Annotated in this window: 12 protein-coding genes; 3 read left to right on the top strand and 9 right to left on the bottom strand. The window is 38.6% G+C overall.

What is annotated here, in order from left to right:
- Nucleotides 1-326 precede the first annotated feature (326 nt).
- Nucleotides 327-2,288, top strand: coding sequence for a KUP/HAK/KT family potassium transporter (locus EWU23_RS10555; protein ID WP_205753156.1), 1,962 nt, complete (start codon nucleotides 327-329; stop codon nucleotides 2,286-2,288).
- 1 nt (nucleotide 2,289) lies between these two features.
- On the top strand, nucleotides 2,290-2,682 hold the full coding sequence (locus tag EWU23_RS10550; RefSeq protein WP_166231928.1) for an HIT family protein: 393 nt from the start codon (nucleotides 2,290-2,292) through the stop codon (nucleotides 2,680-2,682).
- On the opposite strand, the gene EWU23_RS10545 is transcribed toward EWU23_RS10550, so the two are convergent.
- Genes EWU23_RS10545 through EWU23_RS10530 form a run of 4 tightly spaced genes read right to left on the bottom strand, consistent with a single transcriptional unit; the run spans nucleotide 2,683 to nucleotide 9,520 of the window.
- On the bottom strand, nucleotides 2,683-3,708 hold the full coding sequence (locus EWU23_RS10545; RefSeq protein ID WP_166231926.1) for an NAD(P)H-dependent glycerol-3-phosphate dehydrogenase: 1,026 nt from the start codon (nucleotides 3,706-3,708) through the stop codon (nucleotides 2,683-2,685). It abuts the gene before it with no gap.
- 38 nt (nucleotides 3,709-3,746) lie between these two features.
- Nucleotides 3,747-5,423 carry a hypothetical protein gene (locus tag EWU23_RS10540; protein ID WP_166231924.1) on the bottom strand — a complete coding sequence of 559 codons (1,677 nt, stop codon included), beginning with the start codon at nucleotides 5,421-5,423 and terminating at the stop codon, nucleotides 3,747-3,749.
- A gap of 12 nt (nucleotides 5,424-5,435) precedes the next feature.
- A complete protein-coding gene (locus tag EWU23_RS10535) occupies nucleotides 5,436-8,732 on the bottom strand; it encodes a tetratricopeptide repeat protein (RefSeq protein WP_166231922.1) in 3,297 nt (1,098 codons plus the stop codon).
- Between the two features lie 26 nt (nucleotides 8,733-8,758).
- Nucleotides 8,759-9,520, bottom strand: a complete 762-nt coding sequence (locus tag EWU23_RS10530; protein ID WP_166231920.1) for a hypothetical protein — start codon at nucleotides 9,518-9,520, stop codon at nucleotides 8,759-8,761.
- A gap of 447 nt (nucleotides 9,521-9,967) precedes the next feature.
- Here EWU23_RS10530 and EWU23_RS10525 point away from each other — a divergent pair, with 447 nt between their 5' ends.
- Nucleotides 9,968-10,405: an Lcl C-terminal domain-containing protein gene (locus tag EWU23_RS10525; RefSeq protein ID WP_166231918.1), complete on the top strand. Its 438-nt coding sequence runs from the start codon at nucleotides 9,968-9,970 to the stop codon at nucleotides 10,403-10,405.
- On the opposite strand, the gene EWU23_RS10520 is transcribed toward EWU23_RS10525, so the two are convergent.
- From EWU23_RS10520 to ettA, 5 genes are read right to left on the bottom strand one after another with little or no spacing between them, the layout of a single operon-like run.
- Nucleotides 10,406-10,864 (bottom strand): DUF1569 domain-containing protein, encoded by a 459-nt coding sequence (locus EWU23_RS10520; RefSeq protein WP_166231916.1) that lies wholly within the window; start codon nucleotides 10,862-10,864, stop codon nucleotides 10,406-10,408.
- A 1-nt stretch (nucleotide 10,865) separates the two neighbouring features.
- Nucleotides 10,866-13,085 carry a glycosyl hydrolase family 28 protein gene (locus EWU23_RS10515; RefSeq protein WP_166231914.1) on the bottom strand — a complete coding sequence of 740 codons (2,220 nt, stop codon included), beginning with the start codon at nucleotides 13,083-13,085 and terminating at the stop codon, nucleotides 10,866-10,868.
- Nucleotides 13,086-13,141: 56 nt separating this feature from the next.
- Nucleotides 13,142-14,101: an AAA family ATPase gene (locus EWU23_RS10510; protein ID WP_166231912.1), complete on the bottom strand. Its 960-nt coding sequence runs from the start codon at nucleotides 14,099-14,101 to the stop codon at nucleotides 13,142-13,144.
- A gap of 30 nt (nucleotides 14,102-14,131) precedes the next feature.
- Nucleotides 14,132-14,503 (bottom strand): DMT family protein, encoded by a 372-nt coding sequence (locus EWU23_RS10505; RefSeq protein WP_166231910.1) that lies wholly within the window; start codon nucleotides 14,501-14,503, stop codon nucleotides 14,132-14,134.
- Nucleotides 14,504-16,171 (bottom strand): energy-dependent translational throttle protein EttA, encoded by a 1,668-nt coding sequence (ettA, locus tag EWU23_RS10500; protein ID WP_166231908.1) that lies wholly within the window; start codon nucleotides 16,169-16,171, stop codon nucleotides 14,504-14,506.
- Nucleotides 16,172-16,336 lie beyond the last annotated feature (165 nt).

The raw sequence follows: 16,336 nt of genomic DNA, 5'->3' as shown, positions 1-16,336 counted from the left end.
GAAAAGCTTCCCTTTTTTTTGTAGCCTATTGGAATAGAGAATCTGATTATTGGAAAAATATTTCCCATTTTCATGGACTTTGCGGGGCTTGACTAATTTTATTTGTTATGAATATGTGAGAATTAGACGCTGTAAATCAATTTTTTAGGTCATTTTTAAGAAAATGAAAAATAGCTGTTTTTTATATCAAAATTGAAGGTATATTTGCTGCCGTTTCTTGAAATATGTCAAGAAATTAACCAATAATAGTACAATTTTTTGCAATTTTTGCATTCTTACGATAAACAGATTCGATTGGCAATAATTTTACGCTCCCACACATTATAATGGAACAAAAACACAAAAACACGGCTAGTGCAGCTGGACTGCTCGTAGCCATGGGTATCATTTACGGAGATATTGGGACATCTCCTTTGTATGTAATGCAGGCCATCATCGGAAATGATCCTATCAATGAATTGATGATATTGGGAGGATTGTCCTGTATTTTTTGGACACTAACTCTTCAGACCACCCTAAAGTATGTTATTTTAATTCTACGTGCTGACAACAAAGGTGAAGGAGGAATATTTGCCTTGTTTGCTTTGGTTCGTCGACATGCCAAATGGTTGACTTTACCTGCCATCATTGGTGGGGCCACCTTGTTGGCTGATGGAATTATCACCCCGCCCATTTCTGTATCTTCTGCCGTAGAAGGTTTAAAAATGCTGAAAACCAAGGAGGGCTTACCTTACGTCACAGACACGGTACCCATCGTAATCGTTATTTTAACTGGTTTATTTATTTTCCAAATCTTAGGAACCAAAGTTGTAGGTAAGCTATTTGGCCCCATTATGTTACTTTGGTTTAGTATGTTGGCCATTACGGGATTGCTTTGGATTGAACATGACTGGAGTATTTTAAGAGCTGTATCGCCTCATTATGCCTGGGCTTTATTAACTTCCCATCAAGCAGGGACTGCTGGTTTCTGGACTCTGGGAGCCGTATTTTTATGTACTACGGGAGCGGAGGCATTATATTCTGACTTGGGACATTGCGGCCGTGATAATATACGTATCAGCTGGATCTTTGTTAAGATCGCTTTATTGCTACAATATTTTGGACAAGGGGCCTGGTTATTACATCACCAAGGGATGTTGCTTGGAGGTAGAAAACCCATCTTCGAATTATTACCTAGAGAATTCTTGTTTACTGGTATTTGTATCGCTACGGCAGCCGCTGTGATTGCCAGCCAGGCATTAATCTCTGGGTCATTTACTTTGATTTCAGAAGCCATTCGTTTGAACTTTTGGCCAAAAGTTCGTTTGATTTATCCATCAGATCAAAAGGGACAATTGTATGTTCCTTCCATCAATATCTTTTTATGGTTAGGTTGTGTAGGCGTGGTACTTTGGTTCAAAGAATCCTCCAACATGGAAGCCGCCTATGGTTTGGCAATTACCTTAACCATGTTAATGACTACTTCTTTGATGGCTTATTACCTGCACATCAAGAAGATTGACATGTGGTGGATACTCTTGTTTTTAGTGGTTTATATATCATTAGAAGGGGCATTTTTGGTGGCTAACTTGCAGAAATTCTCCCATGGGGGTTATGTGTCTTTGTTTATTGCGGGTGTCATTTTATTGGTCATGTATGTTTGGTTTAGAGCCACTCGTATTAAAAAGGACTTAACGGAATACGAAAAACTGTCTGATTATGTAGAGCCCTTGAAAGAGCTTAGTCGTGATGAAACCATTCCCAAATATGCCACCCACTTGGTATTTATGTCCAATGCGGGTCGTGTTTCGGATATTGAGTCCAAGATTATTTATTCCATATTCCAACGTAGACCAAAGCGTGCAGATATTTATTGGTTTGTACACGTGGATACATTGGATGAGCCATATACCATGGATTATAAGGTGACTGTCATTGAACCAGACGATATCATTAAAGTGAATTTTAAATTAGGTTTCCGGGTAGAACAAAGAATCAATTTGTACTTTAGAAAAGTAGTAGAAGAAATGGTTGCCCGGGGAGAAGTGGATATCACGTCTCGGTACAAGTCCCTGAATGAGCAAAACGTGATTGGTGATTTCCGTTTTGTCGTTTTAGAGAAGTTCTTGTCGTTCGACAATGAATTGCCTTTGATGGATAGGCTGGTGATGAAGTTTTATTTCTTCTTAAAACAGTTTATGAATTCTGAAGATAAATGGTTTGGTTTGGATAGTGATGCGGTAAAATTAGAGAAAGTACCATTGATCATCAAACCTATTTCAAAATGTAATTTGAGACGCGTAGACTAATATGAGCACAATATTTAGTAAAATAATTTCAGGAGAAATCCCTTGTCACAAAATTGCCGAGAATGAGCAGTTTTTAGCATTCTTAGATGTTATGCCTTTGGTAGAAGGACATGTGTTGGTCGTTCCAAAGCAAGAAATTGATTATATTTTTGATTTGGAACCGGATCATTTAGGTGACATGATGAAATTTGCTCAATCCGTTGCCCCAGCCATCCGAAAAGCCATTCCTTGTAAACGTATTGGGGTGGCAGTGATTGGCTTAGAAGTGCCACATGCACACGTGCATTTAGTGCCCATGACGACAGCCAATGACTTAAATTTCACCCGCACTAAATTGTCATTTAGTCAAGAATCTTTAGCTAAAACGGCTGAATTGATTCGCTCTTTTTTGTAATTACTTTAGGAAGCCCTTCAATTTGTTCATTTCCAATTGAGGGTTGGCTTTTTCATAAACTATGGCATAAACGGCCTCTATGATAGGCAAGTGAATCTTATGCTGTCTAGAAATATGGTAAATACTTCTCACGGCATAATATCCTTCTGCAACCATATTCATTTCTATCTGAGCAGATTTGACGGAGTATCCTCGGCCAATCATATTTCCAAATGTTCTATTTCTAGAGAACTGAGAATAGGCAGTAACTAAAAGGTCGCCCAAATATCCTGAACTGTTTAAATCACGATTGGTTTCTGGATCAACCGCATCCAAGAATAGCTTAATTTCCTGCATGGCATTGCTAACCAAAACGGCTTGGAAGTTATCCCCAAAACCTAGTCCACGGGTAATACCGCAGGCCATGGCAATGATATTTTTGATAACCGCACAATACTCCACTCCATATAAATCTTCAATGGCATGGGCCTGTAAAAAACGACTATTCAATAAGTTTGAAAAGGTCTGAGCAAGCGCCAAGTTGGGAGAGGCTATGGTTAAATATGACTGTTTCTCCAAAGCCACTTCTTCCGCATGACAAGGTCCCGCAATCACGCAGGTTTGACCCAGTGGAAGGTTAAATTCTCGTTCGATCCAATCGGTCACCAGCATGTTTTCCTCTGGAATCATACCTTTAATGGCTGAGACTACTTTTTTGCCCTCAAAATGTTTCTTATTTAAGTCTTTTAAGGTGCTGGGTATAAATGCTGCAGGAACCGCTAAAATGATGTATTCTACCCCATGCAAGGCATCTGACATTTTGTGGTATGTCTTAACTTTACGTGGATTAATGGCCACATCCGTTAAATAACTCGGGTTATGGTTGTATTTTCTGATAAAATCAACATCCGTTTTTCTACGAATCCACCACTTGATTTTTACTTGATTTTCAGACAATATTTTGACCAGAGCAGTTGCCCAACTTCCTCCTCCCAAGACAGTAATGTGGGTAGGGATTTTTTTCTTAAGTTCCTCGATTTGACTCATAGCACAAAATTAATTTAAAAAGATGGAATGAGTTTAGATTAAAAGGAATAAGTGAGTACTCCACCAAAATTATAACCTAGGCTGGGGTAATTAAGGTAACGCTGGAAATTTCTATTCAATAAATTATTTAGATTAACTCCCAAGGCAACCTTTTCATTAAATTTAAAGTTGACATGGCAATTTAAATCAAATATCTCATCCATGGTTTTCACTTTTGATTCTGTAGGACTCCAAGCATACAAACCATTGATGTATTCAATAGTAGGAATGATCGAGAGTTTATTACCCAATAGGACAGTGCCATTCCAATTTATTTTCCAAGCAGGTCTATGGAAAGCTTTTTCCAAATCTCCCAGAGATTCATAGCTGTCAAAATTAAATCGAACAGCACTTTTGATCGATCTACTCACTTGTAAGTCAAAGTTTCCTGAAAAGGTGGTAACCTGAACTTTTTTTAGGCCACCCACATAATTTAGGACAAATTGAGTGGGATCAAGTTCGGAATTGGAGATGATGGGTAGATCTGTGTATTCAGAGTAGGCAATTTTAAATTCAAAATCGATATCCCCTGCTTTATCTTTATCGGTTCGGTTCGTTCCTTTAATTCCAGCATATAAATTACCTACTTGAGAGGAGTTTTTCAGCAGGATAGTAGGAGCCATCCATGGGTTTTGCTTCACAAAATTGGCATAGGTATTGAATTGTACATCGCCGCCTAAGCCTGCAAAAAAGTGGATATAATCTAAGCTAGAAAAGTCAATCAAAAATTGAGGGAAAAAGCTTGTTTTGGCCGGTTCAGGGCCGTCGCTTGTTTCTTGTAAGAAATGGGCTCCTGCAGAAACAGTTACAAAATAATTGGAGAACGTATAAAATGGTCTAAGCCTAGAAAAACTCCTAGTGAGGGTCATGGCAGGCGTTTTGTATTCTGAAAGTATCATCTCGCCGCTTAAATTAATGAAGGAGTTCGACTTTAATTTAATCTTGGAATAGAAAGAGCCATTGCTGGTTAACTCACTGACATCACTCAAATTACTGATTCTTGAAACATCAATACTGGCATTAAAATCAAAGGTAGATTTGGGAATGTTGGTGCCAAATTTCCCAAAAAAGTTATATGTGTCGTATACTAAACGTTGATCTCGGAAGCTAGGAATTTTTTGTCCAGGTTCAAATCCATAGTAGTTGGTTCCCAATTGAGAATAAGCTACATGTGTTTCTAATTCTAGTTTACTATCTGCTCTAGAACGGCTCCATACTTTGATATTATTCAGTTTTTTCTGAGAAAAGATATCCGCCACTGGTCCTTCAGCATAGGCATCATGAGATAAATAAAAACCCAATCGTTGATCGGCTTTATTGAGGTTTAAGTTTAAATACGTATATCCAAAACTTCCAGCACCTACCCGAATGATATTGTTGTTTAAGGAATCTAGGCCAAAAACTTCCCCTTCTCTTGGATTGATTTTGGACCATTTCAAGGAATGTTCCTCATGGCTATTCCATTCTAAAGGGACCTCTACTGGTTTTTGATTGCTTTTTTTATCACGAAAAGTGGGAAGTTTAATTTTATCATGAGAAAGTTTTAATTCCCCCAAATTGACCTCACGGTAAATTCGTATCGTATCTACTGTCTGAGGAACAAAAGACATGGCCATTTCGGCCTTTAAAATGAAGCCAATGAAAATAAGAATATAGCGTAGGTATGAATTGCTCATTGTTGTTTCAATCTATTTTAATCGACTCTTGGCTAAGGTTCTAACATCATTTTCTTTGGCCATATTTTGGGACAAAGCGGTGTAATATCCCATGGCTTTATCCTTTTGGTCTAAGGCCATTAAATTGTCCGCATACAATAACAGGCCCCTGAAATAGGTTTTTTTGGTACGGATATTTGTGGCAATAATTTTTCGAATCAAGGTCTTATCCAATAATTCATCCAATTCTTGGTGTTTCTTTTCTTGGAATAAGAGCTGTGCAAATTTTAGCTCCGCCTCAGCTCCTATTACGATCTGCTGAACCACAGGACTTAAGTGGTTATTGACACTGATTTTCTGTAGCCATTTTTTTACTAAGTCAGACTGTTGGGCGTCTACAGCTATTTGGAGGTATTTTTGATACAGAACATTTTTTTCATCCACTTCATACAACTCATCCCATGCGGAAGTTAAGTCATACAAGGAATCCAATTGTTTCGATTGCAAATACATGTTGACTAAATTTTCATCGGCCATTTTTTGGTGGCGGCTGACTTTGGTATAGGACTTAATAAACCGAAAAGAGCGTATCGCCACATCTATTTGTTGATTTTCCAAAGCTAGTTCTCCAGCTCTTTTGGCCGCACTGATGACTTCCGCTTGTTTAAATTTATCTTTTTTACTAATGATTTGTTGGTAAAACTCGATTGCCCCAGGGTAATCATGTAGGCTATCAGAACAAGCAGCTAGATTCTTTAACAGGGTATTACTGTTCGCAGAATTAGGGTAGATTTTTTGGAATTCTAAGAAGGTAGTTCGGGCTACATCCCAGCGTTTACTTTGATATAGTTCTAGGCAATCTTCCCAAAATTTATCTTCACTTCCATATTCTTGGTAATGCTTTTTCACCCATTCTACCTCAAGATTCAATCGCTTGTATAAGTTTTTAAGCTTATTGACTACACTAACGCGAATGGTATCACCTTGACTGCTTGCTAACTGTTCTTCCTTATCTTGAATAGCTAATCTTCCCAATGACATTTGCTCTTCCCCTTGGGAAAGAATGGAAAGCTTTTCGTAAGTCTGTGATCTGAAATCCAATGCTCTTTTATAATGGAGGGCTGTTTTTGCATTTTTTTGCAAAATTTCAGAGAAGCCTTTGATGGCTTGTGCGAAATTTTCTCGCCCACCTTTTTGATATAAACTGATCCACTGGTTTAAGGTGGCCACCTCTTTATTCCTTGAATTAGGAAATTCCTGTAAGAATTTTCCATATAAATCACTGACATCATCGTAGCGACGGAGTTTCTCTAGAATCTTGATTTTATCCCACAAGTAACCTTCTTTTTCTTGCGGATTACCTTTTTCATAGGCGATTTCTAGCAGTCCGATGGTTTGAGCCAAAATGTTGTTTTCCTGGTATTCACTTGCTTCTTTGGTGGAATTGTATTTCCAGACCTCAATCACCTTTTTACGCGTCGCGGCATCTGCTAATGGGGAATGGAACAAATAAGAAGCTAATGCCAATTGAACAGGTCTTTCTTGATTTAGGTCAATCAAAGCATTCAATAAGGCTGATTTAATTTGGTATTTTAAGGCCAAGCTATCCAAGGCCAATTCTCTTCCAGGATTACTTGGAATTGGATTTTGGTGTAAGGAAGAATAGATTTGGATGAGATTAGTCAAATAAAATTGATGAACTTTTTCTTCCTCCTTGTTCAATACCCGATTTTTCTTTTGCTGGTAAGCCTTGGCTAATAAACCTTGGGTTTCTCCCTGTAAGACCTTCGCTAAAAAGACCAATTGAGGATTGTAAGGAAAAGCTAAAACTTCTTCTAGTAAACCTAACATTTGATCCACCTGAGCTAGGTTATTTTCTTGGTCAAAAAGTGCTACAGCTAAGCTATATGCTCGTTCTTGATAGGCTTTTTTAAATTCTTCTGTTGGTAGGGAATTAAACGTAAAAAATTCCTTCACTTGGTATATGCCAGTGGCTTGAATACTGCTTTCACTGATGGCATGAATAATCATATTATTCAGTTTGGGCTGGTGCTTGCTTTGAGGATATTGTTGCAAAAAGCCCTTTATTTTACTCATTAATGGATCAAAAGTCCCTTGATTTTCTAAGGCAACTAATTGGTTGAAATAGGCGTCTTCGGATAAGGATTTATTCCAATTAATTTGAATGGCCTTATGTAGGCTATTGCTGGCCGATTCATATTGTTTCAGATGAAATTGAGACATTCCTATTTGGTAGTGAACTAATTGACTTAAAGAATCAATGAGGGTTTCGTTGTTGGCGACTTTACTAAGTAGTATTTCACTTGCTTGGTATTGCCCAGATTTAAACAATGAAAATGCTTGTTTCAGAGGAATGTCCTCGGTATTGCTTTGATGCACAGATCTTTTGCTTTCATTCATTAGCAAATACTTAGCATATATTTCAGCCGATTTGCTGAATTTGCCTTGGTTAAAATAGATATCCCCCAAGAGCCTTGCGATGTCTAACTTTTCCACTTCCCTCGTATCCTGTAAGACCATTGGTTCAGCATAGGCAATTAATTCAGCGTACTTTTCTGGACCCATTTGGTAATAGGCCTGACTGATCATGGTGGGAATTTGTCGCTTGATCCTCACCCAAACAGAATCAGAAAGAGGTACCTGAGCCAATTTAAATGGAGCTTCATCGGCTTTTTTAAGATCAAATACGGCTGCCGAAAATTGTTTTTGATTTAGTTTTAATAAACCGGAGAAATAGGAGGCAGCATAGGCTACAGATTCATTATCATCATTGCTTAATAATTCAAACAAACTGAGGGCTTTGGTATTTAGTCCAACTTGTAAATAACAAATGGCCAACTGAAAGCGTATTTCAGGGTCTAAAATGGAAACTCGTTGTTCAATGTATTGAATTGCATCTTGGTATTGACCAGCTTTATAGAGAAAACTGCCTATTTCTTTGACCAAGATGGAGGTCTTTAAACTGGATGGATGATTGGCAATGAAGCGTTCTACAGCTACTTTAGCCCGAGTAGTATTGATATAAAAGTCGCATAAAACGATGAAAAACTCAGCATCCACTATTTCATTGGAATTACGGTCAAAGTCCTTGGCATTTTTTTCCAAGAATAAAGAAAATTCCATTCTAGCTGCCGCATAATTGGCAGCGATATAATAATCTTTGGCAATTCTAAATTGTTCGGAAGGACTTTTGTTGATATTAGAATCTTGTGAAAATCCCTGATAGGGCATCATGATTTCCATTCCAATGAGGAAGAAAAACAGGTAAATGGGGGTATAAAAAAGGGCTGATTTATTTGCCGTCATCATGTCAATTTTCAATTGGGTATCGTGCTCTAATTCAAAATGTAATCTTTTTTTGAAGTGACAGCTATTCCGGTCCCCACTTTTTTGGTGTTTTGCAAAACAAAACGGTGGTTCTTAAAATAATTCGTTAGTATTCCTTCCACATTGCTTTCACAATCACTATTGGCTTGAATTTCTTTTACGGTTCCATCGGCCTTAATTTTTATTCTAAAATCAATGGAACATGCGGTAGAACCGCTAGGGATTAGACTTTGTAGGCTTTTGCCACTTGGCCAATCCCAAATACCATTATTAATTGGAAAGGGAATAACAGCTGGTTCCTCCTCTATTTCAGGGCCATCTGCTTGTCCTTCGTTGACATCTCCAACCGCATCAATTCTACCCGGGTTACCTTTGATTTTATCTTGTTCAGGAGGTCTTACTACTGGCGTGGGATCGTCATCTGGTCTAATTTCAGGGGGCAAGAACTTCGTGCTGGTTACTTTAGGGATTTCTTTTGGAGGAGGAGGGGCTAATTCATCCTGTTTTTTAACTGGAGGAGCTGGGGCCAATCGCATGACTTCAGCGGTTACTTCCTTACTTAAATCGGTTTTCTCTTGCTTTGAATCTAGCCAAAGGTGTACGCAAAACATCAAAACAATAGCTAAGGTAAATATAGCAGCTCCTTTTAAGGCTGATTTGTTTAGTGTAGAAGGGTAGCTATTCCTTAATTGAAATGCGCCGTATTCTTGATTTCTATGCTGAAATACGATTTCATCTAAAGTAGTAAGTTCTTCTAAATTTGCTGACATAATTAATCTGGCTAACAAAAAATGCTAGGAGGTTGGGAATAGGCTTTATGTAATAAAACGTCTGCAACCATCATATATTTCCTTTGAAATTTTTAGTTTAATCATGTCCATTTGAAAATGTAAATTTCAAGGCTTATAAAATGACCATAGACAAAAAGGGTATTTAGGGAAAATATCATCTAATTACCATCAATTCCTTTCCTAAAATTCCGTAGGTAGGTCAAATCTAAGTAATGGTTATTTGGGTTTTTGTTAAGTTCAAAGTAAAATTACTTCAAAATACAGCTTTTCGGCCTTAATTGCAAGATGTATAGACCAATCGACCTAAATTAAGTATGGCCCAGATCATTTAGTCGGGGAATTATATTCAATAAATACGTTCAATTTACCCAATGATGAAATGATTATTGGAATTATTTCAGAACTTTGAAATGGAAAAACCAATATATGTCAGTGAAATTTTTTACCATCTTATTATTTGTTTTTAGTGGGATCTTTTTTTCCATGGGTCAAAGAGCCAATGTCAAAGCCCCTCAAGAAAAATTAGGGGGCTATTTGATTTTTGAAAAAGATACTCATGGCTTAATAGCAACCACCCAAGATATTGGGCAATTCGATTATCCTAATGCACTTTTAGCCTGCGAAAATCTCAGTTTGAATGGATTTGATGATTGGAGATTACCCACTCAAGAGGAGTTTGAATTAATTCATCAAAAACTGAATCTTAAAAAGATGAAGTCCAATAATGTGTTTAAATCGGCATGGTATTGGACCTCCACTGAAATAGATAAAGAACACGCCGTGACGCATAATCTCAATACAGGTATGCAAACAAATTATTTCAAGCGCTTGAACATGCGGGTTATAGCAGTTAGATCATTTTAATTAAACACCAAATTGTTTTAAATGATGATCAAGGTGTTTGTAAAGCATGTTATTCCATTCTGTTTCATTCAACATCCCTAAACTGAGAGAAGGCTGCTGACAAAGTTGTTCAGCGCCCATTTTTTCGATTTCCGAGATGTAGGCTTTTAGTCGATTTTTCTCCCATTCAAATTCGTGCTGATTTACTTTGATAAATGCCGGGGCTGTGGGGGCATTTTTTTGATAGGGAACCTCATTGGTTAAGGTTTTTTTGAGAAACAATTTCAAAATGAATTTCATGAACCAAGGTACCTGCTGGGTATTTTCTCCCTTAATCTGCTCATATGGAACGCAGAGATGTGCTAGCATTTGGGCCACATTCATTTTCCCCCATAGAGCTGGAGAGTCAGGGTGCAGGGCATCAATTCGGATAAAAATTTCTTGACTAGTTTCGGAGTTAAAAATGGATAGATAGGGCATGTTAGTGGTTTTCTTTTTCCAATGTTAGCTCTTTCCCAGAAAATTTCCAATGCTGAACATGATAAAGTTCGCTTTTACGATCTTGGGTTTTTGTGAATATAACCTGCTCTAAATCAATGCCATCTGCCTCGATGGCTCGGTAAGCCTGATCGCATTCAATATCAACATCCAGTAATTTGATTTGCTTTACCGGCATTTCGGGTAAGCCCCGAATGAGTAGACCTGTAGCAGCTCCTTTTACCCGAATGTGCTCTACCCAGATGGATCTAAATTGAGGAGTGCCCTCATTCATGGGCATTGCCGCTATCACCGGTTTTTTTTCTCCATTGCCAAAGGTACTCAGTGGGTCTTTCCCTTGGTAATACATGTCAAAAAGTATGGCTTCTCCAGCTATATTTTTCATTAATATATCTCGGATATAGACGTTTTCTACGATTCCACCTCGGCCCCTAGCTGTTTTAAAACGAAGACCTACATCGGTTCCTAAAAACTGACAATTGGAAACATATAAATCATGGACCCCGCCAGACATTTCACTTCCTACCACTACTCCACCATGACCATGAAATACCTGACAATGGTCAATCCAGATATGGGCACTGGGTCTTCCTCGTTTTCTGCCTTCTTCGTCCTTACCTGACTTTAAACAAATCCCATCATCTCCTACATCAAAACTGCTGTTTTTAACCAAAACATATTCGCAAGATTCAATATCTATCCCATCTCCATTTTGTGCAAACCAAGGATTTTTTACTTTTATTTGATTAACAGTCAGGTGCTTGCAAAGTAATGGGTGGATGTTCCAAGCAGGTGAATTTTGGAAGGTTACACCCTCCAATAAAATTTGCTCACATTCAATCAAGCTAATCATGTTGGGCCTTAAAAACTCTTTAATTTCTTTCGCTTTGTCTACTGTCCAACCTGCTGCGACTACCCCTGGGCGGTCCAAACTGGCAGCTTTTAATGCACCAGTCGTTGGGTACCAAGTATCCTTTGTTTCATTCAGTACTCCTCCAGATTTAACTAAGTTGGTCCATTCCCCTGCGGTTAATTTTCCTTTCTTTACTGGTCGCCAAGCTTCACCTGCCCCATCAATGATTCCTGCACCACTGATGGCAATATTATGAGCCCGAAATGCGGAAATGGGAGATTGAGCCCGAATAGCTTCTACACCTTCCCAAAATGTTTTAACCAAAGGAAAGTCTTTGCTTTGATGACTGAATTGCAATAAGGCACCTGATTCAAGATGTAAATTAACCTGAGATTTTAATACAATAGGGCCGCTTAACCAAAATCCAGTAGGTATGTTGACCACGCCACCTCCTTGGGCAGAACAGAGATCAATGGCCTGTTGGATAGCGGCCGTATTCAGTAGCGTTGGAGAAGATTTTGCCCCATAAGAAACAATCGAAAAGGTATCTTTTTTAAATGCAGTTCCTGCTACCAGAGGCAATTCATATTGGAACTTTTGACTGAAAGCTGATTTTTCAAGAAAGCTTCTCAGCGCTTCATTGGAGTCAAATATGGCAGATGCTACAGCTTGTGCCATCCAAGATGCACCATAAACAGAAAAATGAGTGTCATCTACTACTCCTTTCATGAACTTTTTGAAGATCCCCGCTGGGTAGTGTAGGTATATTTTTTTGGAAAGGTCTGGACCTAGTTTTTCAATCTGTGCACGACTAATTTTTTCTAAATCAATCAGCAATACTTTTTCTTGTTTGGCCACTTCGCGTACCACTTGCGGATATTCTCCATGTTGATCCACAAATGTTCCCGTAGAATCAAATTTTCTCCTTTGAATTGAAGTTAGTAAAATGGGAATTCCACCTTTGGAACGGGTCTCTTTTACGTAGCGAGTCAGGTTTTCTCGGTAATCTGTTTGTGCAGCGGCATATCGGCTCGTATCTGAAATTTTGGCATCATTATGGCCAAATTGGATGAACACATAATCCCCTTTTTTGATTTGTTGATATACCTTGGCCCATCTTCCTTCTCGACGAAAGCTTTTGGTACTCCGACCATTGTAGGCATGGTTTTGCACTTCAACAGCCTCATTAAATAAATGTGCAAAAGGCATACCCCAGCCTGTTTCAGGATAGTCGGCTGGGACTTTGTCGGCCATGGTAGAATCCCCAATGAGAAAAACCCGCAATGGTTCTGAGGCTTGGAAACTAAAAAGAGCAAGGCTTATAAAAAGGAATAATAGGCGAGTTTTCATAGACAGGGATTTCATTGTCTATAAAAGAAAATCGACAATCAAATTTACCCGTTTAATTAACGATTAATCGCAACGCTACTTAAAATAGATTGGATAATCTGAAGGGTACTTATATTATCTGCTTCAGCCACATAATTTAAAATGATACGATGATTTAACACATCTGGGGCCATTTCTTTGATGTCTTCTGGCAACACATAATCACGTCCTTCCAAGTAAGCCATCACTTTGGCGGCCAGATTCAGGTGGATACTTGCCCGTGGAGAGGCACCGAACTGGATGTAATTGGCCTCTTGGACTAATCCATATTCCGCAGGATTTCTAGTGGCAAAAATGAGCTCAATGATGTATTTTTCTAAGGTTTCGCTAATGGTTATTTGGTTGATTTCCTTTCGGATTTTCTGAATATCTTCCAAATTCATGATGGTCTTCACTTCATATTGGAAGTCCATGTTAGACATTTTACGCATCACTTCTAATTCCTGTTCTTTATCCAGATAGTTCAGGAATACTTTCAGCATAAAGCGATCTACTTGAGCTTCAGGTAAGGGAAATGTTCCTTCTTGTTCTACTGGATTTTGAGTAGCTAGAACCAAAAAGGGTTTGTCCAAGGGATAGGTTGTGTCACCAATGGTTACTTGCTTTTCCGCCATGGCCTCCAATAAGGCAGATTGTACTTTGGCTGGAGCACGGTTTATTTCATCAGCTAGGATGATTTGTGCAAAAATAGGACCCTTTTTTACCTCAAACTCATTTTTTAGGGGATTGTAAATCATAGTCCCAACCAAATCGGCAGGTAATAAATCTGGAGTAAATTGAATACGGTGAAAATTGAGATCGAGAATCTTGGCTAATGTGTTGATGGTCAATGTTTTTGCCAAACCTGGAACGCCTTCTAAAAGCACATGGCCACCCGTGAATAAGCCCACTAAAAGTCGATTGATCAACCTTTCTTGGCCCACCACCACTTTACTCATCTCGTTTAACAGGGCATTTATTTTTTCTCTAGATTCCATTGTATCAGTAATTTTTTATCCCTTCGGAGTTTACCATTTTTTAAAAATAACATAAACTGCCAGAAGTATCAGGCCAAATCCCAAGAAATGATTCCAAGCTAGTTTTTCGGACTTGACAACGAAAATAAGAAAAAGGGTGAAGACTATCAGGGATATAGCTTCTTGAATAGTCTTTAATTCAAAAAAAGAGAATGGTCCTCCATTTTCTTTAAATCCAATTCGGTTGGCAGGAACCTGCATCATATATTCAAAAAAAGCTAGTCCCCAGCTGAACAGGATGATGGACCATATACCCGCATGCTTCAGCCAGGAACTTTCTTTCCATTGTAAATGCCCATACCAAGCCAAGGTCATGAAGACATTGGATAGTACTAGCATTGCAATGGTGATGACTCCTCTCATTTAGTTTAATTTCTTGTATCGGATACGCTTAGGATTAATGTCATTGCCCAAGCGTTTTTTTCTAGCTTCTTCGTATTCTGAATAATTACCTTCAAACCAAGTAACTTGTGAGTCACCCTCAAAGGCCAAAATATGTGTAGCAATGCGGTCAAGGAACCATCTATCGTGGGAAATGACTACCGCACAACCGGCAAAATTCTCCAAACCTTCTTCTAAGGCACGAAGGGTATTCACATCCAAATCGTTGGTTGGCTCATCCAGAAGCAATACGTTGGCCCCTTCTTTCAACATCATGGATAAATGCACTCGGTTACGCTCTCCACCGGATAGGTTACCTATTTTTTTCTCTTGATCAGCGCCATTGAAGTTAAATTTACTCACGTAGGCACGTGCATTACTTTGCTTTCCGCCTAACATAACCCAATCATTTCCATCTGAAATCGTTTCAAAAACGGATTTTTCAGCTTTTAATTGATGATGTTCCTGATCCACATAAGCCAGTTGTACGGTTTCACCCACTTCAAAACTTCCTGTGTCTGGTTGAACTTGTCCCGTGATTAGTTTAAATAAGGTCGTTTTACCTGCACCATTGGGTCCAATAATACCTACAATACCTGCTGGAGGTAAAGAAAAACTTAGGTTTTCAAAAAGTAGCTTATCACCATAGGTTTTGGAAACCCCTTGTACTTCGATGACCTTATTACCCAAGCGTGGACCTGCTGGGATGTAGATTTCTAATTTATCTTCTTTCTGTTTGTTTTCTTCTGAAAGGAGTTTTTCGTACGCACCTATACGCGCTTTAGATTTAGCTTGACGTGCCTTTGGAGCCATTCTCACCCATTCTAATTCGCGTTGTAAAGTCTTCTGACGCCGGGACTCCGTTTTTTCCTCTTGGGCCAAACGATTTTGCTTTTGTTCCAACCAAGATGAATAATTTCCTTTCCAAGGAATACCTTCACCACGGTCTAGTTCCAAAATCCAACCAGCCACATTATCTAAGAAATAACGATCGTGGGTCACTGCAATGACTGTTCCTTTATATTGACGTAAGTGTTCTTCTAACCACCAAACGGACTCGGCATCCAAGTGATTGGTAGGCTCATCGAGTAATAATACATCTGGCTCTTGAAGTAAGAGGCGGCATAAGGCTACACGTCTTTTTTCTCCACCAGACAAGGTGCTAATGAGAGCATCGGATGGAGGACAACGCAATGCATCCATCGCTTTTTCCAAACGGTTATCAAGTTCCCAGGCATTGAAGTGGTCCAATTTTTCTTGCACTTCGCCTTGTCGCGACAGTAATTTGTCAAAGTCGGCATCTGGATCACCAAAGGCCTCGTTGATTTCATCAAATTCCTTCAACAAGTTTTTAATTTCGGCTACACCTTCTTCTACTACATCTAATACCGTTTTGTTGGGGTCTATTTGTGGTTCTTGTTCCAATAAACCCACGGAATAACCAGGAGAAAATACCACATCACCTGTATAGGATTTGTCGATGCCCGCAATAATTCGAAGCAAGGTAGACTTACCAGAACCATTGAGACCAAGCACACCGATTTTAGCTCCGTAAAAGAAAGACAGGTAAATATTTTTTAAAATAGTTTTCTGAGGAGGGATAGTCTTGGAGACCCTTTCCATGGAAAATATGATTGTTTCGTTGCTCATGCGGGGTTTGGAATTTTAATAAGCTACAAATATCGGAAAAAGCTGGAAACAGTTTCTTGATTATTTTCGGTTTGCTTATATTTTTAAAAAGATTATTAATTCAAATTGTTTAGAGATTTATTAAAATTTAAATAATTTAGGGCTTTGTAATAAGATTATTTAAAC

It is taken from the genome of Aquirufa beregesia, from assembly GCF_011090385.1.
Taxonomy (GTDB): Bacteria; Bacteroidota; Bacteroidia; order Cytophagales; family Spirosomataceae; genus Aquirufa; species Aquirufa beregesia.
The sequence above is the reverse complement of the archived record's forward strand: the minus strand, read 5'-3'. Positions and strand labels throughout refer to the sequence as shown.